General features: G+C 54.0%; 28 protein-coding genes. 22 read left to right on the plus strand and 6 right to left on the minus strand.

Annotation, left to right across the window (positions count from 1 at the left end):
• The first annotated feature begins 23 nt into the window (after positions 1–23).
• The 6 genes from IJT02_04670 to IJT02_04695 all read left to right on the plus strand — a co-directional run bounded on the left by IJT02_04670 (position 24) and on the right by IJT02_04695 (position 3,359).
• The gene (locus IJT02_04670) at positions 24–929 is read left to right on the plus strand and encodes a LicD family protein (protein MBQ7544220.1); all 906 of its coding nucleotides are present in this window, start codon (positions 24–26) and stop codon (positions 927–929) included.
• A complete protein-coding gene (locus tag IJT02_04675; protein ID MBQ7544221.1) occupies positions 926–1,372 on the plus strand; it encodes an adenylyltransferase/cytidyltransferase family protein in 447 nt (148 codons plus the stop codon). Before IJT02_04670 ends, IJT02_04675 begins: the two co-directional genes overlap by 4 nt.
• Positions 1,373–1,467: 95 nt before the next feature.
• Entirely contained in the window at positions 1,468–2,373 is a 906-nt protein-coding gene (locus tag IJT02_04680) for an asparagine synthase (GenBank protein ID MBQ7544222.1), read from the plus strand.
• 128 nt (positions 2,374–2,501) lie between these two features.
• Positions 2,502–2,807: a hypothetical protein gene (locus IJT02_04685; GenBank protein ID MBQ7544223.1), complete on the plus strand. Its 306-nt coding sequence runs from the start codon at positions 2,502–2,504 to the stop codon at positions 2,805–2,807.
• Between the two features lie 78 nt (positions 2,808–2,885).
• On the plus strand, positions 2,886–3,110 hold the full coding sequence (locus IJT02_04690; protein ID MBQ7544224.1) for a hypothetical protein: 225 nt from the start codon (positions 2,886–2,888) through the stop codon (positions 3,108–3,110).
• Between the two features lie 36 nt (positions 3,111–3,146).
• Positions 3,147–3,359: a DUF2922 family protein gene (locus IJT02_04695; GenBank protein MBQ7544225.1), complete on the plus strand. Its 213-nt coding sequence runs from the start codon at positions 3,147–3,149 to the stop codon at positions 3,357–3,359.
• Positions 3,360–3,424: 65 nt separating this feature from the next.
• Here IJT02_04695 and IJT02_04700 read toward each other — a convergent pair whose 3' ends face one another.
• The 3 genes from IJT02_04700 to IJT02_04710 are packed head-to-tail and all read right to left on the minus strand — an operon-like array spanning position 3,425 to position 4,904.
• Positions 3,425–4,225, minus strand: coding sequence for a prepilin peptidase (locus tag IJT02_04700; GenBank protein ID MBQ7544226.1), 801 nt, complete (start codon positions 4,223–4,225; stop codon positions 3,425–3,427).
• Positions 4,222–4,614 (minus strand): hypothetical protein, encoded by a 393-nt coding sequence (locus IJT02_04705; GenBank protein MBQ7544227.1) that lies wholly within the window; start codon positions 4,612–4,614, stop codon positions 4,222–4,224. Before IJT02_04705 ends, IJT02_04700 begins: the two co-directional genes overlap by 4 nt.
• Entirely contained in the window at positions 4,614–4,904 is a 291-nt protein-coding gene (locus tag IJT02_04710; GenBank protein MBQ7544228.1) for a hypothetical protein, read from the minus strand. The genes IJT02_04705 and IJT02_04710 overlap by 1 nt, the downstream gene beginning before the upstream one ends.
• Before the next feature lie 129 nt (positions 4,905–5,033).
• Here IJT02_04710 and IJT02_04715 point away from each other — a divergent pair, with 129 nt between their 5' ends.
• From IJT02_04715 to IJT02_04780, 14 genes are all read left to right on the plus strand, one after another.
• Positions 5,034–5,885, plus strand: a complete 852-nt coding sequence (locus IJT02_04715) for a lysophospholipid acyltransferase family protein (GenBank protein ID MBQ7544229.1) — start codon at positions 5,034–5,036, stop codon at positions 5,883–5,885.
• Positions 5,840–6,313 (plus strand): endonuclease, encoded by a 474-nt coding sequence (locus IJT02_04720; protein ID MBQ7544230.1) that lies wholly within the window; start codon positions 5,840–5,842, stop codon positions 6,311–6,313. Before IJT02_04715 ends, IJT02_04720 begins: the two co-directional genes overlap by 46 nt.
• 66 nt (positions 6,314–6,379) lie before the next feature.
• On the plus strand, positions 6,380–6,862 hold the full coding sequence (locus IJT02_04725) for a chemotaxis protein CheX (protein ID MBQ7544231.1): 483 nt from the start codon (positions 6,380–6,382) through the stop codon (positions 6,860–6,862).
• A 93-nt stretch (positions 6,863–6,955) separates the two neighbouring features.
• Complete coding sequence (locus IJT02_04730; protein ID MBQ7544232.1) at positions 6,956–9,043, plus strand: patatin-like phospholipase family protein; 2,088 nt, start codon at positions 6,956–6,958, stop codon at positions 9,041–9,043.
• A gap of 24 nt (positions 9,044–9,067) precedes the next feature.
• Positions 9,068–10,504 carry a proline--tRNA ligase gene (locus tag IJT02_04735; protein MBQ7544233.1) on the plus strand — a complete coding sequence of 479 codons (1,437 nt, stop codon included), beginning with the start codon at positions 9,068–9,070 and terminating at the stop codon, positions 10,502–10,504.
• A 3-nt stretch (positions 10,505–10,507) separates the two neighbouring features.
• Positions 10,508–11,383 carry a 2-phosphosulfolactate phosphatase gene (locus tag IJT02_04740; protein ID MBQ7544234.1) on the plus strand — a complete coding sequence of 292 codons (876 nt, stop codon included), beginning with the start codon at positions 10,508–10,510 and terminating at the stop codon, positions 11,381–11,383.
• A gap of 6 nt (positions 11,384–11,389) precedes the next feature.
• The gene (gene larC / locus IJT02_04745; GenBank protein ID MBQ7544235.1) at positions 11,390–12,613 is read left to right on the plus strand and encodes a nickel pincer cofactor biosynthesis protein LarC; all 1,224 of its coding nucleotides are present in this window, start codon (positions 11,390–11,392) and stop codon (positions 12,611–12,613) included.
• Complete coding sequence (locus tag IJT02_04750; protein MBQ7544236.1) at positions 12,610–13,608, plus strand: glycosyltransferase; 999 nt, start codon at positions 12,610–12,612, stop codon at positions 13,606–13,608. The genes larC and IJT02_04750 overlap by 4 nt, the downstream gene beginning before the upstream one ends.
• Complete coding sequence (locus tag IJT02_04755) at positions 13,605–14,597, plus strand: glycosyltransferase (GenBank protein MBQ7544237.1); 993 nt, start codon at positions 13,605–13,607, stop codon at positions 14,595–14,597. The genes IJT02_04750 and IJT02_04755 overlap by 4 nt, the downstream gene beginning before the upstream one ends.
• The gene (locus IJT02_04760) at positions 14,594–15,508 is read left to right on the plus strand and encodes a glycosyltransferase (GenBank protein MBQ7544238.1); all 915 of its coding nucleotides are present in this window, start codon (positions 14,594–14,596) and stop codon (positions 15,506–15,508) included. Before IJT02_04755 ends, IJT02_04760 begins: the two co-directional genes overlap by 4 nt.
• Positions 15,509–15,580: 72 nt before the next feature.
• On the plus strand, positions 15,581–16,189 hold the full coding sequence (locus tag IJT02_04765) for a hypothetical protein (protein MBQ7544239.1): 609 nt from the start codon (positions 15,581–15,583) through the stop codon (positions 16,187–16,189).
• 65 nt (positions 16,190–16,254) lie between these two features.
• Positions 16,255–17,577: a hypothetical protein gene (locus IJT02_04770; GenBank protein ID MBQ7544240.1), complete on the plus strand. Its 1,323-nt coding sequence runs from the start codon at positions 16,255–16,257 to the stop codon at positions 17,575–17,577.
• Positions 17,525–18,232 carry a hypothetical protein gene (locus tag IJT02_04775; GenBank protein MBQ7544241.1) on the plus strand — a complete coding sequence of 236 codons (708 nt, stop codon included), beginning with the start codon at positions 17,525–17,527 and terminating at the stop codon, positions 18,230–18,232. Before IJT02_04770 ends, IJT02_04775 begins: the two co-directional genes overlap by 53 nt.
• A 352-nt stretch (positions 18,233–18,584) precedes the next feature.
• A complete protein-coding gene (locus tag IJT02_04780) occupies positions 18,585–19,499 on the plus strand; it encodes a hypothetical protein (protein MBQ7544242.1) in 915 nt (304 codons plus the stop codon).
• 48 nt (positions 19,500–19,547) lie between these two features.
• Here the strand turns inward: IJT02_04780 and IJT02_04785 are convergent, their stop codons facing one another.
• From IJT02_04785 to IJT02_04795, 3 genes are all read right to left on the minus strand, one after another.
• Positions 19,548–22,223 (minus strand): valine--tRNA ligase, encoded by a 2,676-nt coding sequence (locus tag IJT02_04785; protein MBQ7544243.1) that lies wholly within the window; start codon positions 22,221–22,223, stop codon positions 19,548–19,550.
• 10 nt (positions 22,224–22,233) lie between these two features.
• A complete protein-coding gene (locus tag IJT02_04790) occupies positions 22,234–23,274 on the minus strand; it encodes a low specificity L-threonine aldolase (protein ID MBQ7544244.1) in 1,041 nt (346 codons plus the stop codon).
• A 61-nt stretch (positions 23,275–23,335) separates the two neighbouring features.
• A complete protein-coding gene (locus IJT02_04795) occupies positions 23,336–24,205 on the minus strand; it encodes an NAD-dependent epimerase/dehydratase family protein (GenBank protein ID MBQ7544245.1) in 870 nt (289 codons plus the stop codon).
• 54 nt (positions 24,206–24,259) lie between these two features.
• Here IJT02_04795 and IJT02_04800 point away from each other — a divergent pair, with 54 nt between their 5' ends.
• Entirely contained in the window at positions 24,260–24,607 is a 348-nt protein-coding gene (locus tag IJT02_04800) for an AMP-binding protein (protein ID MBQ7544246.1), read from the plus strand.
• Positions 24,607–25,238: AMP-binding protein (locus IJT02_04805; GenBank protein MBQ7544247.1), on the plus strand; the 632-nt coding region annotated here is incomplete at its 3' end. The genes IJT02_04800 and IJT02_04805, both read left to right, overlap by 1 nt.

Below are 25,238 nucleotides of genomic sequence, written 5' to 3' on the forward strand. Positions count from 1 at the left end.
TTGTGCGCAGGAAGGTGTGTGCAATGGACAATAATCTTTCTCTCACCAGACGTATCCAGCTCAAGGAACTCGAGATACTGAAAGTCTTTCAGGACATCTGCAGGAGGCACGGCCTGAGGTATTTTGCGATTGGCGGGACGTGTCTTGGGGCGGTTCGGCACAAGGGCTTCATCCCGTGGGACGATGATGTGGATATAGGGATGCCGTACGAAGATTACCTGAAGTTTGCTGAAATCGCACAGAAGGAGCTGCCTTCCAATTACGCGCTTTACGGGCACAGACACCCCAGAGCCTTCAAAATTGCCTACGCACTCAGATTACACGACAAGAACACGACGTTTTTCCCTAAGGAATGCTCTCGTGTAAGAGACTACGGCATGGGCATACACATTGACATTCTCGTGATGAATGGTCTCCCAGCAGGAAGGTTCGCGCGTGCAGTACTGTTCGCCAAGCTGAAATGCTACAGGATCATGAATACCTTGATGCGCATGCAGCTTGAGGTGAGCAGGTCTCCGCTCAGAGCTGCCGCAAAAAGATTGCTGTATTTCCTGCTTGCTCCTTTGAGGAAGCTGAAGCCGTACTATTATTTTACGGTGAAGCAGGAAGAACTTCTCAGCAAATACCCTTTCGGCTGTTCCGACAAAATGATGTTCGCATGGAGGGATTTCACGCGCAGCCCCGAAGGTTGGTACAGCATGATTTTCCACTATGACGACTTCAAGGACTCTGTCGAAGTGCCGTTCGAGGATACCACTATTGCTGTGCCCTGCGGCTATGACCGCTATCTCACGATGGACTTCGGAGACTACATGAAGCTTCCGCCGGAAGAAAAGAGAATCAGCGGCGGTGCAAGGTTCAACCTGAACATGATAATAGACTTCGACAAGCCATACACGTACTATCTTGACGAGGCAGGGGCGAAATGATTATCGGCTACACGACAGGAGTCTACGACCTCTTCCACATCGGACACCTCAACCTCCTCAAGAACGCTAAGGGAATGTGCGACCGCCTCGTCGTCGGCGTAACTGTCGACGAACTAGTTACCTACAAGGGCAAGACCGCAATGATACCCTTCGACGACAGGATAGAGATCGTCCGAAGCATCAAGTACGTTGACGCGGCCGTCCCGCAGTACGACATGGACAAGCTCACCGCCTGCAAGAAGCTCGGAGCAGAGATTCTCTTTGTCGGCGACGACTGGTACGGCTCGGACAAGTGGCAGGACTACGAACGCTCCTTCACGGAAGCGGGCATCAGGATAGTGTATTTCCCCTACACGCGCGGAATCTCTTCGACGAAAATCACTCAGGCACTCCGGCACGTCAGGGGCTGGACTAAGGAGGAACAGGACAATGTACATGACTAACGAGGCGATGAGCGAATACCTCATGTATCGCTACGTAATTCACGGGGGGGGGGGTATCCGTTAAATTACAGGATATAGACTTTCCGCGTGTTCCTGTGAGGACGAGTGTTGAGCTTCTCGCTGCTCTGGAACATTTCACGCGTGAAGCCACGAAGGACGGACGCGCTGCCCTTGCCCTCAGCGGAGGAATCGACAGCGCAATACTCGCGCGGTTCATGCCTGAGGGTTCGAGGGCGTACACGTTCAGGTGTGTTGTGCCGGGCGTGAAGGTCATTGACGAGTCCGGGAGGGCGGCAATGATTGCGGACATCTGCGGGCTGAAGCACGAGGTGATTGACATAACGTGGGAGGATGTCGAGGCCGTAACCGATGGGCTGATGAGGCACAAGGGAAGTCCTATGCATTCCATAGAGGCACAGATATACATAGGAGCTATGAGGGCAAAAGCTGAAGGGTTCACGAAGTTCATTCTCGGTGATGCGTCTGATGCTGTTTACGGCGGCTACAACGGCCTGCTCGCGAAAGACTGGCTGTTCGGTGAGTTCGTTGACCGCTACAGCTATGTGATGCCCTACAAGGTTCTGAGAGAGCCGGTGATGAACCTTCAGCCGTTCTGCGAGTTCGAGAGGGACGGGAGAATTGACGCTTACGGCTTCATCGACAAGTATTTCAACATCGAGAGTCTCGGCTCTTACTACAACGCCTGCGGAGCTGCCGGAGTAGAATTTGTTGACCCGTATTCATACACGCGCCTTGATGCTCCGCTCGATTATGCGAGAATCAGAAGCGGCGACACAAAATATCTTGTCCGCGAAGCCTTCAGGAAGCTCTACCCCTCTCTTGACCTCCCCGAGAAAATCCCCATGCCGCGCCCCGTCAATGAATGGTTCAAGGACTGGAGAGGACCTTCACGTCCTGAGTTCTTCCCGCACTGCACGGACAATTTCACTGGCGACCAGAAGTGGATGGTCTGGTGTCTGGAACGTTTCCTGAATCTGTAGGCCTGTCGAGCTTCCTCTTTATCGCATAATAAAAATTAATGCTTGCATAAATGATAGCTATGCCCTATACTATTCACTGTTGAGATTTGAAGCGGCAATAAACCGCAGAAAAGAGAGGTGATGAACAAATGGTGCGATATTATCCGGCAGTCTTCAAGCCGAGCCAGAATGACGGGAACTGCAGCATCTATTTCCCCGATTTGGATCACGAATGCGAGGTCTCCTACAGCAATAGTGATGACCTGAAGAAGTCAGCCTCTGAGGAGCTCGGGTTTGCGCTCTGGATGTGCGAGGACGCTGGACGCAGAATCCCAGCCCCGAAGACCGCAGAGATTGCGGATGTGCCGGAAGGCGCGTACGTCAGCGAGGCAGGCATAGACTACGAGGCGTTCAAGAAAGGCATGTCCGTTAGGGTCATTGACCTGTCAGCGTGAAGAATGTTCATGATGCCCGTCAGTGCGCAGGATGAGGCTTCGTGATAGATACTCCAACACTGAAAGGAGGTGAGCTTTATGCCCGCAACCGTAACGACAAGCAAGATCCGCGTCAACGTCAAGCTGAACAACGGCACGACCGCGACAGGTGCGACAAAGACGGTAAGCGTATCTCTTGGCAACCTCAACAAGGATGCCTTCGACGCAGACAAAGCAATCAGCATCGTCAGCCTGCTTTCGCCTGTCCTCGACAAGAGCATCGTAACCGTTGAGAAGGTCGAGACATCGACTGTCAGCCAGTAAGTGTTTTCCGGCATTAATGAGAGGAGGTGAAACATAATGAGCGCAAAATTAGTGATGACCTTTGCAGGGTCTGACGGCAACGTAACCATGTCCTACGGCTACGCGAAGGAGAGTGCGACGACTAATCAGGTCAAGAGCCTGATGAACGGGCTGATCACCAACGGCAGCATCTTCGCCAACCCGCCCTTAACGATGAAGAGTGCCAAGATGGTAATCACCAACACGGATGAGTACGATCTCAGCGATTAACCCAACCTAGCATCTATCCCTCTGGTTCACGGCCGGAGGGATTTTTTCATGCACATATTACCACGCTAGCCCGAAAACGGCCAAGTAACCCTGAAGACTTCTTCAGTCCTGAAACGTTCAGCAAGGTACGCGAAAATCTCCGGGCCGAACACCAGCACTGCAAAGCATCCCACCGCAAGAAACGGCACTAACGGCATCGCGTCGCCCCTGCCCCACTTCACGCGTCCGAGCAGGAGGAGAATCACTGCCCAGACACCGCCCGCCATTATTCCCGCGTAGAACGCAAACAGCGTAAACCGCAAGCCCAGCACTGCCCCCATTCCTCCCATGAAGACAGCATCTCCCCAGCCCATTCCGCCCCGCGACAGGAAGATTATCACCGCGAAAACTCCCCAGCCGACAAGTGCGCCTTCAACGCCGTCGAGGACTGCCCACTTTCCGCCAGCGAAACGAATCAGCAGGCCAAGTACTCCCGGCACTAACGCGAACACGTCCAGAACTTCGCCGCTCTCAATGTCGGTCAGAGAGTTCACGACCAGCCCGCACGAACCTGCTGCCGCGAGAGCACATGCCCACGACATCCCCCAGCGCGCAGTTACAGCCACAGCCATAGCCGCGCAGACCAGCTCAACAATGACGTACCTCACGGAGATTCTCGCTCCGCAGTGCCGGCATCGTCCGCGAAGAACAAGCCACGATATTACGGGGATAAGTTCAGGTGCTCCCAAGACATGACCGCAGGACTCACAGGCCGAACGCTCATTCCCCCACCACGAACGCCCCTGAAGCGAACGGTGTGCCGCTACGTTCAGGAACGAGCCCATACACGCACCGAGAAGCCCCGCAGTAATGAGGTGCTGAATCATCTCCTGCGCACCGTCCTCATTCCGTCGTCCCGGTCATGGCCGCGCGCGTATATATCTCCGCCGTAAGTCGTCAGCTTGCTCTTGCTCATTCGCTCAAGCTCTGTGGTGAAAGCCTGCGCAAGCCTGCTCCTCTCAGTCTCGCGTGTGCCGTAAAGCCCTAAATCACGCTCGATGTACCCCAAGTCAACAAGTGCCTGAATGTCCGCCAAGTCCGCACCTACTCCTTCAGCGAGCTTGTAGATGTCGAACCTCTCTTCCTCGTGGTCTCTCATGTATTCGTGAACAGAACCGTAAAGGTCTCCGAGCCTCCGCAAGCATCTCGGGCAGACCCTGTCCCGTCCTCCTTCAGTGTATATCCGTCCGCACAGCCTGCACTGCAGCAACGGCATTAATCATCACTCCTCCTGCTGTAAATTTTTCCGCCGTACATCGCCATTTTCCTCTCTTCTGCCATGCGTGCCATAGCACTCTCGAACCTGCCTGCGAGCTGGCGGCGTTCAGAGACTTTGTCGCTCCAAGTCTGCATGTCGCGTTCAAGATAGCCGAAGCTGAACAGCAAGTCCATGTCCTCAAGGCTCGTCTGTGTCTCCTCTGCGAGGTGTTCCGGCTCGAAGATGACCTCGTTCTTGTGGCGGCGGATGTACTCATGAACGCGGGAGTATACTTCCTCAAGCCTCACGGAGCACTTGGGACACAATCCCCTTCTGCCAGGCACTGAGTAGGGGTCAAAAAGTTTCCCGCAAAGTTTGCACCTAGACAGCGAATGCAAATATAATCACCCCTAATCTATGAAGTTGAGGAGAAAACAATGACGCTTAATATTATTGTCGGATTCCTGCGAATTATACCCCACAGGACTGCTCTTGCGCTCGGGCGGTTTATCGGCAGGCTGCTGAGGCTCGTCCTCTGGAAGAAGACTGACCGTGCAGAAGCCCGGTGTGTTGCGGCACTTGGTGTCGGCGTAACAACTGCGCGGGAGATTATTCGGGGCTCGTTCATGAATCTCGGGATGTCGGCGGTGGAGTTCGTGAGGTTTCCGCTGATGAAGGAACGTGTTGACGAGTACATAGACTTTCCTGAAGAGAGCCAGAGGCTTCTGCGCTCGGCATTGTCGCGCGGAAATGGAGCGATACTCATGACCAGCCACATGGCGAACTGGGAGCTCGCGGCAATGCGGGTGATTCACGCGGGGTTTGAGCTTCACGCGGTCTACACGCCCCAGAAGAACGACGGCGGAGCTGAGAGCATGATTGCGGACATACGCACTAACACCGTCGGAATGTACATCATCGACAACCACAAGGGCATACGAGAGATTTTCCGCGTGCTTAAGGCCGGAGGAGTCGTCGTGATAATGCAGGACTTAGACGCTCGCAAGGACGGAGTGAGAACGGACTTTCTGCGGCTTCCTGCGAGCACTCATGACGGCATCGTCAAGCTGTGGCAGAAGTTCGGCTGTCCCATCGTAGCGACACACTACGTCAGGGACAAGGACAACCCCGCACACCACATCGTAGAGATGACGGAGATACTCAGCGACAGGGAAGGATTTTCGCTCGATACGTGCGACGAGGTCATTGGCGGCTGGATTCGTGAGAGGCCGGAGCTGTGGTTATGGCTGATGGACAGATGGGAATACACGCTCGGGAAAAACGTGTAGTGCTCGGCCTTGACCCTGGCAGGGACAAGACGGGATTTGCTTTCGTTGACGAGGACGGAGGGCTTTTAGCGTCAGGGATTTTTCCGACGAATGAGCAGGAGAGGTTCTTCGAGAAAATCTTGGCCGGATACGACGGACTTGCTGAGAGCCGTATAATCTTCGTTGCAGTCGGCGACGGAACGCATAGCAAGGAGTTCACGGAACGTGTGAGGGCTGCTCTGCCGTATGAGATTATGACGGTCGACGAGAGGAACAGCACGCTTGAGGCACGAAGCCTGTACTGGAAGGTTCACACGCCGTCAATCTGGGTGAGACTGCTGCCCGAAGGAATGCGAGTTCCGGGCGGAGCAATAGATGATATGGCGGCATGGGCAATAGCTTTGAGGGGGCTGAAAAAATATAGAGATATACGCCGGAATAGGCTATAATATTACCCGATTTCACACAAGCATGAACATAATTTCACATGGAGGGAGATTGTATTAATGGCCGGTATGGATAAACTTGTCGCCCTAGTGAATAGTTTTGCGTCGGCAGTGCTGTCCGTAGGGCGGGAGGTAGGGCTGAATATCACCCTCAACAAGTCGAAAGTCTCGCAGGGTATCAAAGTAGACAATATCTGCACGACAGCCCTCATAGGCGTTGTGGGAGTGGGCTCGCGCGGGACAGTGAACATAATGCTGAACAAAGACGGCTTCGAGAACATCATCTCCGCGATGTCCGGCGGAATGATAGCTCCCGTTTTGGGCGAGGATGTCTCGATGAGCGTAATCGGAGAGCTGTCCAACATGATCGGAGGCCGTGCACTAGTACAGAGCGCGCTGGGAACAGTCGACGTAACACCTCCTCAGCTGATAATCGGCGAGAACATCAAGAACGTTACGAGCGAGGATAACGGAATGAGGAGCTTCACGCTGCCGTTCGAGCTTCAGCCTTCAGGGGGGCTGTACTTGGTGCTGTCGTTCAAGATCGACTAGCTTTCAGCAAATTCATTCACGCATACGAAATCAATGACGGTTCTGGTCTGAATGGGCCGGAGCCGTTTTTCATTAAGGGAGAGGAATATCATCATGAAGAAGTTTCTGTGTGCGGTAATTGCCGCGTTCATGCTGGCTCTGAGCCCTTTTTCGGGAGAAGCCGGCGTTGTGCTGGTGTTGTCGGGCGGCGGCACAAAAGGTTTCGCACATCTGGGGGTCATCGAGAGCTTAGAGCTCAACGGAGTGCCCATTGTCGGCATCGTAGGCACGAGCATGGGTGCGCTCATGGGAGCACTCAGGGCTTCCGGGTACAGTGCTCAGGACATGCACCGAATCCTGAAGGAGTTAGACCTCCCGAGCCTCCTCAGCGAGAACACCGGGCCGATGTTCGTCTTCACGGGCAACGACCGCCGGGCCAAGACAAGCACGATTCCTGCCCTGACGTGGAAGAAGCAGGACGGCCAGCGCGGGCCGAAGGGACTGCTCACGGGCGACAAGCTCTACGAGTACTTTTCTCAGCTCATGAGGCACGTAACAGAGACAGACTTCTACCATCTGCCTATACCTTATGCCGCAGTAGCAACGGACATAGAGACCGGCGAAAAAGTTGTCCTGAAGAGCGGAAACCTCGCGGCCGCAATGAGAGCTTCAATGTCGATACCGATGCTGTTCGAGCCGTGGGTCATTGACGGGCACGTTCTGATTGACGGCGGAGTGGTCTCAAACCTCCCGGTGTACACTGCGCGCGAGATGTTTCCCGGCATTCCGATAGTGGCGGTGGACATCTCGGACGTGATGCTCAACGGCGTAAATTCCTACATGGACGTTGTGAACCAGGCACTGACAATCCTCATGAGGCGGACGACGGACGAGGAAGGTGCTGCGGCAGACATTCTCCTGAAGCCGAACGTTGCAGGGCTCGGAATGCTCGACACTGATGACCCGGAAAAGATCATCGCACTCGGAGCTGATGCGGCGATGGAGAAGATCGACGAGATAAAGGCACTCTCGGAGCAGGGCCCGGCACTGTTCACGCTTCAGGAAGAACGCGAGCTCAGCGACGTAATCGGCGACATCGAGGTTCACGGACTTCCGCCGAAGCTGGAAGAGATGGTGCGCAGAAGGATGCTGCGTCTTGTGGGCAGGAAGGCGGACAACGAAGAGATTGACGACATCATGACGAAACTGTCAGAGGCTTCAGGCATTGAGCTTGCTGACTACCAGCTCGGCCGCACAGAGAAGGGCGATGTGCTCGTCCGTGTTGACGTTAGGCAGTCGCCGGAGCTGAAGATAGGGATTTCCGGCTACACAACGAACCTTCACCCGAACAGATGGATGTACGTTAAGGGCGAAGCAAGAGGCATGTTCTCGGAGTACGACTCGCTCGTGGGAGTCGCGAAGATAGGCGACCAGTGGGGAATAGACCTGACCTACCAGACAGCCCCCCAGCCTATGGACGCGTGGCAGTTCACTCTGAGTGCGCAGAACTGGAAGCCCGCAGGCGACGACAAGCTCCGCAACTGGGACAGGTACGCCGCGGGAGTGAGCAAGTTATTCACGTGGGGAGATGTCAATGTCGGGATAGGCTACGCGTACGAGCACATCGAGGGCGACGCTGTCTCCGGCAACGACGACACGGACTCCGCCGGACCGACGTTCTTGGCCGAGTACGACACGCTTGATGTCCCGTCAGACCCGATGCACGGCCATGCGTGGAAGATAAATGCTTGGTGGCCGGACTTCGACGAGATTGTGTACCGGCTGAGCTACTTCAAGCCCCTCGACGTGTCGAGCCTGTGGAGGACGTATTTCCGCGCCGGTTTTGCGGAAGGCGACATGAACCGCAGAAGCCACGCGGTATATCTCGGAGCGGCTGAGGAGCTGTACTCCGTCGCACGCAACCCCATCGAGGCCGAACGCATGTTCTGGACGAATATAGCTCTTAGGCGCATCATCAACCGCACGGCAATGGGAGTCATCGCTGGAGAGCTTTTCGCGAGCTGGGGTTACGCGATGGACAAGGAATGGCACAAGGTAGACGCTCCGTGGGAGATAGGGCTTGCGGTGAACTTCCCGAACAACTTCGTGGATATGAAGTTTGCGGTGATGTACGGCTCGGAGGAGTTCAAGGCAGGGTTCTTCATCGGAGTGCCGGTGTGGGATCACTTCCCGTTACCGTAAAACATAAAGGAGGATAAATAGAAATTGGCACGCAACATAACACCGAGAAAAGAGAATTATTCACAGTGGTATCTTGACGTAATCAAGGCCGCTGAAATGGCAGACTATGCCCCCGTGCGCGGCTGTATGGTAATCCGTCCGACAGGCTACGCAATCTGGGAGAGCGTACAGGCGAAATTCGACGCTGCCTTCAAGAAGACCGGGCACGTCAACGCATACTTTCCGCTGTTAATCCCCTATTCGTTCCTGCAGAAGGAAGCCGAGCACGTAGAGGGTTTTGCTCCCGAATGCGCGACAGTTACCCACGCAGGGGGCGAGGAGCTCGAAGAACCTTACGCTGTCCGTCCGACTTCGGAGACGGTGATAGGGTACATGTACAGCAAGTGGGTTCAGTCGTGGAGAGACCTTCCCGTCCTGATTAACCAATGGGCAAACGTTATGCGCTGGGAGAAGCGTCCGCGACTGTTCCTGCGAACGTCAGAATTTCTCTGGCAGGAAGGCCACACAGCACACGAGACCGAGCAGGAAGCCCGCGAAGAGACCATGAGGATGCTCGAGGTCTACAGAACCATAATAGAGAACGAGTTAGCTATCCCCGTAATAGCCGGAGAAAAGACGGCAGGTGAGAGATTTCCCGGAGCTGATGACACGTACACCTGCGAAGCAATGATGAGCGATGCTCGCGCACTTCAGGCAGGAACAAGCCACTTCTTAGGGCAGAACTTCGCTAAGGCGTTCAAGATTCAGTATCAGGACAGGGAAGGCAAGCTGTCTTACTGCTGGACGACGAGCTGGGGAGTGTCGACGAGGTTAATCGGTGCGCTAATCATGGTGCATTCCGATGACGACGGCCTGATAATCCCGCCCAGAATTGCCCCCGTGAAGGCCGTAATCCTTCCCATCTCGAAGGATGAAGCCATCGCAGAGAATGACATACTCCCGAAGGCTAAAGAGCTGTCCGCGCGTCTTGATGACGAACTCGGCGGAATGTTCACGCGCGTAGATACTGACTTCCACATGAGGCCCGCAGACAGGTTCTTCACGCACCTGCAGAAGGGTGTGCCTCTGAGGCTCGAGCTCGGCGAGAAGGACATCAAGGCCGGAACAGTACGCGTTGTGCGCAGGGACACCGGCGAGAAGATGGACGTTGCGAACGACGCAGTGATACCGACGGTGAAGAAGCTGCTTGAGGACATTCAGGCTAACATGTTCAAGCGCGCAAAGGATTTCCGCGAGGCCAACACTCACGACGCGTCGAGCTACGACGAGTTCAAGGCGATAATTGCGGAGAAGGGCGGTTTCGTGCGGGCATACTTCGGCGGGACTCCTGAGGACGAGGTCAGGATTCGCGAGGAGACCGGCGCAACACCGAGATGCATACTTCCCGGCGGAAGCACCGGCAAATGCATCATCACCGGCCAAGAAGACGCTAGGCTGACGGTCTTCGCGAAGGCGTATTAGTTCATGGCGGAGAAACTTGAAGCTGACGTAGTCTTCTCGTGCGGCGAGGATAATTACCTGCCTGATGCTGATGTGTGGCTGGTGATTGACGTTCTGAGAGCTACAACCGTAATAGCCCGCTGGTTCGAACTCGGCGGGACGGAGCTTTACCCCGTGAAGACTCCTGACGATGCGCGGTCGCTCGTTCAGGAACTAAGGGGACGCGGCTCTTCCCCATTGCTGATGGGTGAGGTCAACGGACTTCCGCCTGAGGGCTTCGACTTGGGCAACTCTCCGACAGAATTAAGCTACGAGCTGGTTCAGGAGCATTATTGCGGGGTCATGTCCACGACGAACGGCACTGTAGCCCTGACGCAGGCGGCATCGAGCGGAGCTGATGTCCTGGCGGTGTGCCTGAGGAATTACGCGGCGTGTCTGGATTACGCACTTACGCAGGGCAAACGCATCGGGCTTCTGTGTTCGGGCAGGAAGAGGCGGCCTTCTTGGGAGGACACTCTCTGCGCGGGGGCAATCCTCGAGGAGCTTAACGCTAAGGGGGAAGCCTTCATGACTGACAGCGCAAAGATGGCACTTACTCTCTGGCAGAACAGAGGAAGTAACCTCACCGAGTGTGTGAAGAAGTCCAATCACGCGCAGTACCTCGAGCAGATAGGCTTCACTGAAGACATAGCGTTTTGCTGTGAATGCGACACGTCAACCGTCGTTCCCATGCTCGTAACCGAAGAGGGCAGGAACATTCTGCGGAGCGTCGCCGGAAGTGCACGGCCTTACCCGCGCGCGCGCGATGTCATTGCGCCGGAAGCAAGGATTACGCCGCCGGAAACTCTGAAGAGGGCTGACCCGTTCGAGGAGCTATTGAGTTACACAAGGAAGAAGTGAGAGATTATGAAGACGTTATACCTTGACTGTTTCGCAGGGATTGCCGGAGATATGTTTATCGGTGCAATGCTCAATCTTGTGCCGGACACTGGGATTCTTGCTGAGGGCATAGGGAAGATTACAGCACTTGACCCGTCAGAGTACGAGCTTGTTATAGAGCGCACCACCAAGAACGGCATAGCGGGGATAAACTTTGACGTTCACCTTGAGCATGAACATCATCATCATGAGCACGAGGAGCACGAGCACCATCATCACCATTACCGGCACTTAGCGGACATCGAGTCGATGATAGTATCAAGCACTCTGCCCGAGCGCGTGAAAGTTGCATCGCTGCGTGCGTTCTCGGTTCTCGCGGAGGCAGAAGCTCATGTTCACGGCACGACTCCCGACAAGATACATTTTCACGAGGTCGGAGCTGTGGACTCGATAATCGACATTGTCGGCTCGTTCATCCTCATTGATGCGCTGGGCTGGCCAAGAGTTTTATCGTCGCCCGTGAATGTCGGCTCGGGCACGGTAGAGTGTGCGCACGGAATCCTTCCCGTCCCTGCTCCGGCGACAGAGCACCTGCTTCACGGCATCCCCGTGTACTCTGCGGGCTCGCCGATGGAACGCACTACACCGACGGGCGCGCTCCTCGTGAAGACTCTTGCGTCGGGGTTCAGCGCGCTTCCTGCGGGGAAGATTCTTGCGTCTGGCTTCGGGCTCGGGAACAGGGAGACTCCTGATATGCCGAATGCTCTGCGTGTGCTGATGATTGACACTAAGAGCGAGTACGAGTCAGAAGGGCTTATTCATGAGCGCATAACACTTCTTGAGTGCAACATTGACGACATGAACCCGCAGGACTATGAGCCGGTGATAGAGAAGCTGTTTTCGGCGGGAGGGCTTGACGTTTGGACGGAGAACATCGCAATGAAGAAGGCACGTCCCGGAGTGAAGCTGTGCTGCCTGTGCAGGAACGACGACGCGGCGAAGCTGGCACGGCTTATCCTTGAGCACACGACTTCACAGGGCGTGAGGCTGAGGGACTTTGACCGTATACGCCTGAAGTGGAAGCTCGAGGAGGTCAGCACGAGTCTGGGGAAGATTCACGTGAAGACGACGGAGCTTGACGGGGAAACATTGCGGCAGATCCCGGAATACGAGGACTTGAAGGCACTTGCTCTCAAGCACGGAATACCGGTTTACGAAGCAAGAAATCTTATTGTGAGGGAGATAGTATGACACAAAACGACATTGCTGCTGTTGTCGTAACGTACAACCGCTGCGAGCTTCTCAGGAAGAACATAGAATGCCTCCTGAATCAGAAGGGTACTCAGTGTGATATATACGTCATCGACAACGCAAGCACCGACCAGACGCAGGACATGGTCAGGTCATTCACGGACAGCCGGGTACACTACTTCAACACCGGCGGAAATCTCGGAGGCGCAGGAGGCTTTGAGTGGGGAATGCGCCAGGCCGCAGAGGACGGATACCGCCTTTTGTGGCTGATGGATGATGACACTCTGCCTTCACCTTCGGCACTGCACGAACTCATTGAAGCGGGCGCGAAGCTCGGGGATAACTGGGGAGCTCTATCATCAGCGGCGTACTGGGTCGACAATTCCGTGTGCAACATGAACAGGCAGAAGCCCACGCTGTTTTCGCACGTAAAGGACTCTGACATCATGAACAGGGAGCTCATCCCCGTCATTCAGGCATCGTTCGTATCGCTGCTCCTGAAGTCCGAAGCAGTCCGCGAGATAGGGCTACCCTACGGGGAATACTTCATCTGGACAGATGATCTCGAGTACACTCTGAGGCTGTCGCAGCATCACAAGATCTACGTTGTGCCGAAAAGTTCTGTTGTTCACGCAATGAAGGACAACAGACGGCCAAACTTTGCCGTTGATGCTCCTGACCGCCTCGCAAGGTACAGGTATCTTTACCGCAACGATGTTCACTGCTACAGCCAATACGGCCTTCAAGGCTGGATATACCTCGCTGTGAAATTCACGTACACTGCTCTGAACGTCCTTCTTCACTCGAAGGGTCATAAGCTGGAGAAACTTGGAGTGCTGGTCAACGGCTTCAAGGAAGGCTTCTCGTTCAGGCCGGAACTACGTAGAATTACCGACGGGGGGGGGGGACAGCAAAATAACTTTCTTGTTGTTGCTGTCGTCTGTGTTTACCGTCTTCATGATTCTTGCAATGAAGAACTGGAGGCGGCGGCATGAGGAAGATAGCAGCAGTCGTCGTTACTTACAATCGCTGTGAGTTACTGAGACGCAACATTGAGTGTCTCCTCAACCAGAAGAACGCGGAATGCGACATCTACATAATCGACAACGCCAGTACTGACTCTACGCATGAGGTAGTGCTGGCGTTTCATGATGAGCGGGTACATTACTTCAACACCGGGAGCAATCTGGGCTGTTCCGGCGGTTTCGTGTACGGCCTGACGAGAGTCCTGAATGAGGATTACCAGTTCATCTGGATGATGGACGATGACACGTTGCCGTCGGACACCGCGTTATCACAGTTCCTTGATGCCGACGAAAAACTGAACGGAGACTGGGGAGCGTTCTCATCTGCCGCATACTGGCTGGACGGTTCTGTGGACAACATGGCACGGCAGAAGACAGGGCTGTTCCACAGAGTAAGCGACAAAGCCGTGAAATCAGGTGAGTTTGTCCGGCTTCAGGCCTGTACGTTCGTGTCTCTGCTGGTCAAGGCTGAAGTTATGCGTGATGTCGGCCTTCCCATAGCAGAATACTTCATCTGGACGGACGATCTGGAATACACCGGCAGGATTTCGCGGAAGTACAAGCTGTGGCTCGTAACCCCGAGCAAAGTTACCCACGCCCGACAGGAGAACATGCGCGTGAATTTTGCGCTGGACAGTTCGGACAGGATAAGCCGGTACAAGTACATTTACCGCAACGACGTTCATTGTTATCGTCAGTACGGGTTCAAGGGTTGGGTATACCTCGCCGTGAAGTTCGCCTACACTGCGCTGAATATTCTGCTGCACTCCAAAGGCCAGAAACTTGCGAAACTCGGCGTGCTCATCAACGGCTACAGAGAAGGCTTCTCGTTCCATCCTGAGGTACGTAGAATTACGGACGGGGGGGGGGGACAGCAAAATAACCTGCTAGTTGTTGCTGTCGTCCGTGTTTACCGTCTTCATGATTCTTGCGGTGAAGAACTGGGGGCGGCAGCATGATGGACACAGCCGCAGTAGTTGTTACCTACAACAGGAGCGAACTCCTGAGGAAGAATATCCTGTGCCTCCTGAACCAGAAGGACGCGCAGTGTGATATCTACGTCATAGACAACGCCAGTACTGACTCCACCCGCGAGATCGTGCTGGCGTTTAATGATGCGCGCATACACTATTTCAACACGGGCAGTAATCTCGGCGGAGCGGGCGGCTTCGAATGGGGGATACGGCAAGCCGTAGAAGACGGTTACAGCTTCGTCTGGGTTATGGACGACGATACTTTTCCTGAGAGCAGAGCCCTCGACGAACTGATGCAGGCTTCCCTAAACCTCATCGGAAAGTGGGGGGCGTTATCCTCCGCCGTGTACTGGACGGACGGTTCTATGTGCAGGGCTAACAGGCAGAAGAAGACGCTGTTCCGCTTTGTGAGCGACAAAGAGCTTGAACGCGGAGAACCTGTGCGCGTGAAGATGGCATCCTTTGTCTCCCTCCTCGTCAAAGCCGACGTGATCCGTGAACTTGGCCTCCCTTACGGCGAATACTTCATCTGGACCGACGACTACGAATACACCGGCAGAATCTCGCGGCACTATGATGTCTACGTTGTCCCCAAGAGCGTCGTAGTCCACGCCATGAAGAGCAATGCCAAGATCAACCTCGCCTCCGAGAACACCGACCGCATCAGCCGTTACAGGTACGTCTACAGGAACGATGTCCACTGCTACCGCCAGTACGGACTGAAAGGCTGGCTCTACCTGCTCGCGAAGTTCTCCTACACCGTCCTTGACGTTCTCTTTCACGCAAAGAATGACAGGCTCGGAAGGCTCAAGATAGTCTTCAGGGGCTTCATCGACGGTTTGTCGTTCAATCCTGTACGTAAAACTACGCACGGGGGGGGGGGGGCACAGGAATAACGTTGTAGTTGTTGTCCGTGTAAGGTTCCGTGTTGAGCAGGCCTGCCGCTCGTATGTTGAGGAGGCAGCAGCATGAAGAACAAAGTTCGTGTTCTGTCTCCCTCGATGAAGGAAGTACAGGAAGACTGCACCAAGTGGGCAGCGGAAATCGCACAGAGTTTCAGGCCGGACATCGTGGTCTTCATCGCAAAGAGCGGCTTCTTGTTCGCCGAACCCATAGCGCAGTACTTCGGGTGTACTATGGCTGATGTTACGGTGAAGAGGCCGGGCGACAAGGCGAGAGACAGCCTCAAGAAGATCTTTCGCTTTGTCCCGAAATTCGTCTGGTCTGCGTATGTCCGCATGAGTCTGGGTTATAACGACAAGCACACGGAGAGATTATTTATTCCTGGCAGAAAATTTCAGGCGATAAATCTCGCTGACTACAGGAATATCCTGCTGGTTGACGACTCTGCGGACACGGGCTCGAGCATCATCAAGGCCGTCGATGAACTCAGGAAGTTTGCGCCGGACAGCGTGATAAAGACATGCTGCTACTGCGTTATTTCGCTGAGTATGAAGCGTGTGCGTGTGGACTACTTCAGGCATATGGACACGGTAATATTCACCGGGACATCGAGATATTCGGAGGAGTACCCCGAGTTTCTGCGCCGTCTCAAAGAATGGGAGAGTATGGATTGAACGTCTATCTGGTATGATTATCCGGCAATGCGCATAAATTCTCAGCATGTAAGGGTGATTCATTCATGTGGAACAAGAAAACAGCAGGAACATTGATATTGTCTCTTGCTTTCCTGACGTCGGATTCAATAAACGGAGTTGCGCTGCCGTGGTACACCTGTTCGATTGCGACCGGCTTTGTCGTGTTCGCAGGCAGCAGGTACAGGTACAGTCGAGGCTTCATCAAGGCGATGAAGAAGGTCTTACTGATCGTGTTGCTGCCATACTTTGCGGCAACTGCGTATACGTTGTTCAGTGTTCTTACTTACGGGGGGGGGGGCACTTACTCTCTGACGATGCTCCGGGCAGTATCCAGCGCAGTCCAGGCTTCATACAGAGTTGTTCTTGCCGCTGTGATACTGCTGATGTTCCGGGAAGAATGCGTTGACGTTATCGGTAGGGCGATGATTCTGTGCTATGCCTACTCGCTGGTTATTGCCCTGCATGGTATAGGAGCAGGAGGAGTTGTGACTTACATGCTGAACCCTCAGAAGTGGATCATACCCGTTACAGCGAACTCCAGGGGCGGGATCAATTACCTTGAACGTCATGATCTGGGAGCCGCCGTAGGGATGGTGATACTGTACAAGCTGTTCCTTCAGGACAAGGACAAGCATACCCCGATTGAGACGTTCCTGCTGTTCTTTGTGATGTGGGGCTGCAACAAGAGGATTGAGATGCTGGCGTTTATTGTTGCGGCATTTTTCGGACTGCTGGCGAATAAGTTCCGGCGAATCAGAAATCTCTTCATGAACTTCGTGATGGTTTCGGTGCTGGCGTGCTGCTTTACGTATATTGTGCTCGTACTCGGCGGAGGGCTGTATGTTCTCGCCGCAAAGCTGGGGCTGGATATTTCAGGACGTGTAGGTCTGTTCCGCTCGGTGAGCAGATTTTACGAGCTGTCCTTGACGTACATGGGGCGCGGATTCGGCTTCACGAACAAGTTCCTTACACTGACAGCGAACACACAGGAGGGATGGGCACTGGGCAACGCGTGGATGGCCGGAATGCACAATGACATTGCCGTAACGTACATAGACTTGGGAACGCCGGGAAGTTTTCTCTGGTTCGCGCATTTCCTGCTGATAATCCCTTGGTACTTCAGGAAGCACTTCGGGAATCACGCTAAATACGTGTACTGGCTGATGACTGTGTTCGCCTACGTTTCGTACACGATGGACAACACGATGTTCTACTTTATGTTTCAGCTCACGATGAGCGTTATAGTCCTGCAAGGCTGCTGGAAATCCGTGAACGATTCCGCCAGCCATCGCAAAATGAAAGGAGGTATTGTGCATGAGCTTCAAAGCATCGGCACGAAGGATGCTCTCACGTCTGCTGGGACGTAGCATCGACAAGGCTCTGCGTTATGTGGAAAGGTGTTCTGTCGTGTCATTCGACATCTTCGACACGCTTATACTGCGCAGGTGTTCTCCCCGTGATGTGTTCAGCATTGCAGAGAAGAAGTACAACGCACAGCACGGAGACACTCTCTGCACCTTCCGGCACGACAGGGTGAATGCCGAACTCCGCGCACGGTCAAAGAGTACCCGCGAGGACATAACACTCGGGGAGATTTACCGTGAACTTGCGGATGTTTACGGTACGGAGAAAGCCGGTGAGCTGAAGGCTATGGAGCTTGAGGCAGAGTTTGAGGCCGTCTATCCCAACGATGAACTCAGGGAGTTTTACGGTCTTGTTCGTGAACAGGGCAGGCGAGTCGTCATAACATCGGACATGTACCTGCCCGGCAACACTATAGCCGGGATGCTCGGGAGGTGCGGCTATGATGGGTATGACAGGCTCTATGTGTCGTCTGACTTCGGGCTGTCGAAAAGGAAGGGCGGGCTGTTCAGGTTCATGCTCTGGGAGAGCGGGGTAAAGGCCTCAGAGATTGTGCACATCGGAGATAACCTGCTCTCTGACTATCTCGCGCCGAAAAAATACGGCATCAGAGGATTCTTGTACGGAGGCAGTTCGTCCTTAAAGGAGCAGGGTATATAATTCAACCTAAAACGTGAACAAGGAGAATCCGCAAGATAAAATGACAAAGCTGTTCGTTACTCTGCTGCTGGCAGTAAATTTTTCTGCACAATTCATATTCAGGCACATAGCGGGTGTGGAGAAAATCCCGCTTTTTGATGTCGCGACGACACTTCCGATTATACTTATGCTCTTGCCTGCTGCATTCAAGAAAGGCTATGCGGCGATACGCAAAAAGTTTGAGTTCGTAATTGTGCTGTCCCTGATTCCTTACCTGCTGGCTTACGCCTATACCTTCTTCCTCATCGCTTTGATGTATGCGCAATCCAATACAATTAATTTATATCAAGCTGCGAGATTCCCGATCAAAGCCGTGTACTACATCGTTTTGGCGGGAATACTGCTTCTCCGTTTCCGTGAACAGGCACTGGAGATGTTCTGCGAGGCTGTCATCATGTCCTATGCTGTCAATATAATGTACGGATTTGCTAAGATAGGAGTCGGGGGTGTGCTTCAGTACCTTGCGACGATGGCATATGTTATCGGCACGGGCTTCAACACGTACTTCGAGATGCACGACTTGGGGCTGAGCGTCGAGCTGCTGATAATTTACCAGCTTTTCATGCGGGAGAAGACGCAGTGGCTGACGACAAGTCTCCTTGCACTGGTGATGGTGTTCTGCTACAAACGTATAGCCATATTCGCGATGATAGTTACGATGATCTTTTACGTGTTTATCCGCCGCAAAGGTGTATTCACGAGGGATGTCAAGGTATACGGCACATTCATAGCGATACTTGCGGCCTGCTTCATCTACACGTGGTTCATAGCATCGGACGTAATACTCGAGCTTGCGGCGAGGTACGGCTTCGACTTCTCGAACAGGATAGGTATCTTCGGAGCAATCAGGAACTTTTATGAGTGGTCTGTGTTCTTTCTCGGACATGGGCTGTACTTCACTAGGTCGCACTTCCAAGAGACATACAGGCTGGGCATCACTGGGCTGGCTGGTTTGCACAACGATATTCTCACGACATACGTAGACTTGGGGTTCATCGGAAGCTTCCTGTGGTTCTTCTACCAGCTCTGGATATTCCCGAAAAGTCTAGAAAAGCATTTCGGGCACGAAACAAGTTTTGTGTGGTGCATCCTTATGGTCTATGCTTATTGTGTTTACACGACAGATAACACCCAAACGTACAGCATGTTCCAGACATTCATAGACGCTATACTTATGCTGCAGATAATGAAACACAGCGGCTTTATATCCGCAAAGAGTGCAAGCTGACAGAGAACTGCCCCCGGCCTCAATGAATACCGGGGGCTTCTTCCTGCTCTATCTGCTCAAGCTCTTAAGATTCGCCTTCAGCCGTGCTATCTGCGCAGCTCCTTCCGCAACCTTCGCGCGTTCCTTCTCCACAACTTCAGCCGGTGCTCGCTCAACGAAGCTGGGTTTGTCCAGCCTTGCCTGACTTGATGCTATAGCCTTCTCGATGTTCGCAACCTCACCCTGAAGGCGCGCAATCTCCTTCTGAACGTCAAGCACATCACCGACCGGCAGCCTCACTTCAGCTTCTCCGCTCATTCCCGACAACGAAGGCCCGTGCGTCCATTCATGCGCAGGAGACTCGAGCACAACGTCATTCACCTTGCAGAGGTTCTCGATCTGGTTCAGGGAAGCACCAAGTGTCTTGGCCGCCGCTGATGAGCCGTCAACGCGTACAACTGCGCGCGGCAGCTTCTGCTGGGGCGGAATGTGAGCTTCTGCACGGAGGCTGCGCAGTTCTCTCACAACATCCTGCAGTACCGCCATCTCCTCAACTGCTCCCGCGAACGTGTATTCAGCCTTCGCTTCCGGCCAAGCAGTCCTCATGATGAAGTCCTCGTTGAACCCGAACGCCGCCCATAGTTCCTCAGTTACGAACGGAATGAACGGGTGCAGAAGGGGCAGCACTGTCCTGAAGACTTCCTCGAGCACTCCCTGCGTCGTGTGTTTGCGGGCTTCTCCTTCGTCGCCTTTGAGGGCTGGCTTCGACATCTCTAAATACCAGTCGCACAAATCACCCCACACAAAATCGTAGAGCCCTCTTGCCGCCGTGCCTATGTCGTATGTGTCGAGAAGTTCGCGCGTCCTCTTGGCCACTTCCTGAGTGCGCGTCAGTATGAACTTGTCGTGAAGGTGAAGCTGTGAAGGGTCAATCTCCCTGACTTCGTCGTCGAGGTTCATCAGCGCGAAACGTGAGGCGTTCCACAGCTTGTTCATGAAGAAGCGGTAGGTCTCAATGCGCGTTGACGAGAGCAGAATGTCTCTCCCCTGCACAGAGAGTGCCGCAAGAGTCATCCTCAGCGCATCAGCTCCGTACTGCTCGATCATAATGAGCGGATCAATGACGTTGCCCTTCGTCTTGCTCATCTTCTTGCCGTGCTCGTCCCTTATCAGCGAGTGAATATATACATCCCTGAAAGGTACGTCGTCCATGAACTCAAGCCCCATCATAATCATTCGCGCAACCCAGAAGAATATGATGTCGAACCCCGTAACCATCAGCGATGTCGGGTAGAAGTAAGAGAGTTCGGGAGTCTTGTCAGGCCAGCCCATCGTCGAGAACGGCCAGAGCGCGGAGCTGAACCACGTATCCAGCACGTCGCTTTCCTGCTCGATGTTCTTGCTGTGGCAGTGCTCGCACTCCGTCGGGTCAACCTCAGCAACCGTGATGTGTCCGCAGTCCTTGCACTCCCACGCGGGGATGCGATGCCCCCACCACAGCTGGCGCGAAATGCACCAGTCGCGGATGTTCTCCATCCAGTTGAAGTACGTCTTCTCCCACTGCTCGGGCACCCAGCGAATCCGTCCGTCCTTCACCGCCTGTACTCCCCTGTCTGCGAGGGGCTTGGTCTTCACGAACCACTGCTCCGATAAATACGGCTCTACCGTAGTTCCGCAACGCTGGCAGTGTCCGACGCTGTGAGTAATCTGCTCAACCTTCAGGAGCTGGCCGAGTGCCTCGAGGTCCTTCACCGACTCACGGCGGGCTTCCTCAATCGTCATGCCCTTGTACTTTCCGGCGTTCTCGTTCATTATTCCGCGTGAATCAATCACCTGTATCTGCTCGAGGTTGTGGTTCAGTCCCACGAGAAAATCATTAGGGTCATGCGCCGGCGTAATCTTCACGCATCCCGTCCCGAACTCAGGGTCTACCATGTTGTCCTCAATGATGGGAATCTCACGATTCGCGAGAGGCACAATTACGTGTTTCCCGATGAGGTGCTTGTACTTCTCAGAGCGCGGGTGAACTGCTATAGCCACGTCTCCGATTATCGTTTCCGGCCTCGTCGTCGCAACAAGGATATATTCTTCTCCGCAGTCCTTCTCGACTAACGGATATTTCACGTAGTAGAAACTGCCCTGACTCTCTTCGTACTCTACTTCAAGGTCAGAAATCGCCGTCGCACAGCGCGGGCACCAGTTCACGATGTACTTTCCGCGATAAATAAGCCCCTTCTTGTACAGCCTCACGAACACTGCACGCACAGCACGTGATAATCCTTCGTCTAGGGTAAATCTTTCGCGCCGCCAGTCGCAGGAGTTGCCGAGCCTCTTCATCTGGTTGATGATACGCGAGCCGTACTCTGCCTTCCACTCCCAGACCCTGCGCACAAACTCTTCACGCCCCAAGTCGTAGCGCGAGATGTTCTGCTTCGCTAAGGCTTTCTCGACTACGTTCTGTGTGGCTATTCCGGCGTGGTCAGTACCGGGCAGCCACAGGACGCTGTAGCCCTCCATCCTCTTCGTGCGGCACATGATGTCCTGAAACGTATGGTCGAATGCGTGCCCGACGTGAAGAGAGCCGGTTACGTTGGGCGGTGGAATCACGATCGAGAAGGCTTTAGCTTCGGGGTTAATCTCTGCGTTGAAGAGCCCGTGCTCCAGCCATTGGGCATACCATTTCTGCTCTATTTGGTCGGGTGAATAACTCTTGTCTAGATTTCTGTTGCGTTGTCTTGTTGTCATTGTGTCTCCTCTATAGTCTGCTGATTGCCTGTGTAAGTTCGCTGACTGCTTCGTCTGTTGTTGCCCAGCTCGTGCAGAAACGAACCGCTAATCTTCCGTCATCCATTGGCTGCCAGAGCTCATAGCTGAACTGCGAGCTCAGAGCCTCGTGCTGTTCCGGCGTAAGAATGGGGAACTGCTGGTTAGTGTACGAGTCTATCAGGAACGTTATACCCTTCTCCGTGAATGCACGCTTAATCTTCATTGCTTGAAGGTTTGAGTGTCTTGCGTTCTCGAAGTACAGCCCGTCCTCAAACAGCACCTCGAACTGAATCCCCAGCAGCCTGCCTTTCGCTAAGAGTCCTCCCTGCTGCTTGATGAGAGTCCTGAACTGCCGCAGGTCGAACCTCTCGGGATGCGGGAACACCACAGCTTCACCGAACAGCGCGCCGGTCTTCGTTCCTCCGATGTAGAACACGTCAGCCAGCTCCGCGATGTCCGTTATGGTCATGTCCGCTGCCTCTGACGTTAAGCCCGCTCCCAGACGTGCGCCGTCAACGAACAGTTTTATTCGGTACTCATCACAGACTGCGCGAATCTCCGTGAGCATGTCTTTGCTGTACAGAGTTCCGAGCTCTGATGAGTAGGACACGTAGACCATTCCGGGCTGAACCATGTGGTCATTCGTAGGGTCTGCCCAGAAGTCGGCAAGGTACTTCCGCAGAGTTTCAGGCGAAAGAAGGCCGGCCTTCCCTTCAAGGGCTATGACTTTGTGCCCGGTCGCCTCGATTGCTCCTGACTCGTGAACGTTGATATGTCCCGACGATACCGCTATTACTCCCTCGCACGGAGAAAGCATGAACTTTATCACTGTCGCGTTGGTCTGCGTTCCTCCGACGAGGAAGAACACTTCAGCATCAGCGCGGCCAAGTGCTGAGCGTATGAGTTCCTTCGCGCGCTCGGTGTGAGGGTCAACGCCGTAGCCGGAAGTCTGCTCAAAGTTGGTGAGCGAGAGACGCTCGAGGATTCTGGGGTGCGCTCCCTCCTGATAGTCTGTCTCGAATCTGATTATGATTGTCAGCTCCTTCTGATTGTGTGTTGTGTTTGGAGGGTATTATATTACGTTAAGGGAGTTATGAGGTTTCAGTTCTTGCGATGCTCTCGCGGAGAGTGAACAGCCTGTAGTTCTGCGCGTAGGTGCTTAGAGACATATCATACGCCAGAGAACCGAACGCCTTATTCACGAGTCCCGTAACGTGAGCTAATCCCCTAAGAGGAAGTTCACAGTACGGGACTAGCTTTATCCGTCTGCCGTGAACCTCAGCAATCATTCTGACGAGCTCCGAAGTGTTCGAGTATTCCGCATTCTGAGGCCAGAAGATTCCGCGCTCCTGATTCTCAGCGACAAGCCTCACGAACTCGGCCAAGTTCTCAGCGTAAAGCATAGAGCGCACGTTGTTCACCTTCGGAAAAACGGGAAGAGTTCTTGCGAGCTTCGAGAGAATGGGATAGTTTCCCCTGCAACCTCTGCCGTAAATCATCGGGCATCTCAGAACGCACACCCTGAACGAGTCATCCTCCAGCGAGGCAAGCATCTCCTCAGCCTTGACCTTGCTGTCTCCGTAGTAGCCCTGCGGATTGACGTGGGTATCACGCGTAATGATTTTCTCCTGCCCGATGGGTGCGGATTGTCCGTAGACGATTGACGAGCTCATGAAGATGAACTGCCTCACGCCGTCGGTCTTGGCCTTCCTTGCCGCGTCGAAAGCTAGCCGTGTGTTCACGCGGTAGTACGCGTCCTTGTCGCTGTGCTTCGTGGAGTCGTGGGCGATTCCTGCAACGTGGAAGACAGAGCCGAACGACGAGAAGTTCTCGCTCTGCCACGATGAACTACGGAGGCTTATGGTTGAGGTGTTGGGGATGTGCCGCGCGATAGCAGAGCCCGTGTAGCTGTTGATGCCTGTGATTAGTATTCTGGTCATGACTGCTCCTTCATTCTTCATGTTGCCGGTATAGTATAATGCACTATTCCGCAGAAATGAGGAGATGATAGCTTCATGATTGAGTTTCTGGAAATTTTCATCGCCGCCGTCAAGGAACACCCCGACAGACCCGCAGTCGTCGACCGGGACGGGACGCGAACCACAACCTACGCCGAGCTGTACTCCTGCGCCTTCAAGGTCAATAACTGGCTGAGGACTCACGGCATCGGACGCGAGGACGTAGCAGCAATATACTTCCCGAAGGGTCTCGAGTACATCGCCGCACGAATCGGCATCATGATGTCCGGCGCGGCGTGGCTCGGACTCGAGGACATTATGGGCAGGGACAGAATAGATTTCGCCGTTCACGACAGCGGCTGTAAGGTCGTCTTCGACATGGAGAAGTGGAATGAGGCCATGTGATGATGGACGAGTGCCGCGAGATTGCAGACCCTGACCCCCACGACTTGGCATTCATGCTGTACACGTCGGGCAGCACAGGTTACCCCAAAGGCGTAATGCAGGAGTACGGGATTTACGACAAGCTGACGAAATTCTGCTTGGAAATCTTCACGCGGTACAGCCAGCCAGAACCCTACATACATGCTGAAGTTACGCCTCAGTCTTTCCTGACCGGCATTATTCAGACAATCGGAGTGCTGGGCGTGAAGGGTACTCTGCATGAAGTATCGCATGAGATGGCAAGAGACATTGACGCTCTGGCAGCATACTTCGGGAAGAACAATCTGCGTTATGGAGGCTTCTCACCCAACCTCTTGCAGCTGATAAAGAATGATTCCCGCTTCAACTTCAAGGCTGCGTTCATGGGAGGAGATTCTGTCTCTCACCTCTTCAATGAAAACTACGACATGATAACTATTTATGCCTCGAGTGAAGCCGGCTCGATCTGTATCTTCTGGATTGACAAGCCGTATGACATTACTCCTGCCGGATACAACGTCAGCGGGCTTGATATAGTGCTCCTCGACGAAAAGGGCAGACCCTCCGACGAAGGCATTATCTGTTTCAGCCTTCCCTACTTCAGAGGCTACAC

The organism is Synergistaceae bacterium (assembly GCA_017450125.1).
Lineage (GTDB): Bacteria > Synergistota > Synergistia > Synergistales > Aminobacteriaceae > JAFUXM01.

Excerpts from the sequence above, each read along its gene's own strand:
- IJT02_04670 (MBQ7544220.1), top strand. The coding sequence starts at position 24 with ATGGACAATAATCTTTCTCTCACCAGACGTATCCAGCTCAAGGAACTC.
- IJT02_04675 (MBQ7544221.1), top strand. The coding sequence starts at position 926 with ATGATTATCGGCTACACGACAGGAGTCTACGACCTCTTCCACATCGGA.
- IJT02_04685 (MBQ7544223.1), top strand. The coding sequence starts at position 2,502 with ATGGTGCGATATTATCCGGCAGTCTTCAAGCCGAGCCAGAATGACGGG.
- IJT02_04690 (MBQ7544224.1), top strand. The coding sequence starts at position 2,886 with ATGCCCGCAACCGTAACGACAAGCAAGATCCGCGTCAACGTCAAGCTG.
- IJT02_04695 (MBQ7544225.1), top strand. The coding sequence starts at position 3,147 with ATGAGCGCAAAATTAGTGATGACCTTTGCAGGGTCTGACGGCAACGTA.
- IJT02_04700 (MBQ7544226.1), bottom strand. The coding sequence starts at position 4,225 with ATGATTCAGCACCTCATTACTGCGGGGCTTCTCGGTGCGTGTATGGGC.
- IJT02_04705 (MBQ7544227.1), bottom strand. The coding sequence starts at position 4,614 with ATGCCGTTGCTGCAGTGCAGGCTGTGCGGACGGATATACACTGAAGGA.
- IJT02_04715 (MBQ7544229.1), top strand. The coding sequence starts at position 5,034 with ATGACGCTTAATATTATTGTCGGATTCCTGCGAATTATACCCCACAGG.
- IJT02_04720 (MBQ7544230.1), top strand. The coding sequence starts at position 5,840 with ATGGCTGATGGACAGATGGGAATACACGCTCGGGAAAAACGTGTAGTG.
- IJT02_04725 (MBQ7544231.1), top strand. The coding sequence starts at position 6,380 with ATGGATAAACTTGTCGCCCTAGTGAATAGTTTTGCGTCGGCAGTGCTG.
- IJT02_04730 (MBQ7544232.1), top strand. The coding sequence starts at position 6,956 with ATGAAGAAGTTTCTGTGTGCGGTAATTGCCGCGTTCATGCTGGCTCTG.
- IJT02_04740 (MBQ7544234.1), top strand. The coding sequence starts at position 10,508 with ATGGCGGAGAAACTTGAAGCTGACGTAGTCTTCTCGTGCGGCGAGGAT.
- larC (MBQ7544235.1), top strand. The coding sequence starts at position 11,390 with ATGAAGACGTTATACCTTGACTGTTTCGCAGGGATTGCCGGAGATATG.
- IJT02_04750 (MBQ7544236.1), top strand. The coding sequence starts at position 12,610 with ATGACACAAAACGACATTGCTGCTGTTGTCGTAACGTACAACCGCTGC.
- IJT02_04755 (MBQ7544237.1), top strand. The coding sequence starts at position 13,605 with ATGAGGAAGATAGCAGCAGTCGTCGTTACTTACAATCGCTGTGAGTTA.
- IJT02_04760 (MBQ7544238.1), top strand. The coding sequence starts at position 14,594 with ATGATGGACACAGCCGCAGTAGTTGTTACCTACAACAGGAGCGAACTC.
- IJT02_04765 (MBQ7544239.1), top strand. The coding sequence starts at position 15,581 with ATGAAGAACAAAGTTCGTGTTCTGTCTCCCTCGATGAAGGAAGTACAG.
- IJT02_04770 (MBQ7544240.1), top strand. The coding sequence starts at position 16,255 with ATGTGGAACAAGAAAACAGCAGGAACATTGATATTGTCTCTTGCTTTC.
- IJT02_04775 (MBQ7544241.1), top strand. The coding sequence starts at position 17,525 with ATGAGCTTCAAAGCATCGGCACGAAGGATGCTCTCACGTCTGCTGGGA.
- IJT02_04785 (MBQ7544243.1), bottom strand. The coding sequence starts at position 22,223 with ATGACAACAAGACAACGCAACAGAAATCTAGACAAGAGTTATTCACCC.
- IJT02_04795 (MBQ7544245.1), bottom strand. The coding sequence starts at position 24,205 with ATGAAGAATGAAGGAGCAGTCATGACCAGAATACTAATCACAGGCATC.
- IJT02_04800 (MBQ7544246.1), top strand. The coding sequence starts at position 24,260 with ATGATTGAGTTTCTGGAAATTTTCATCGCCGCCGTCAAGGAACACCCC.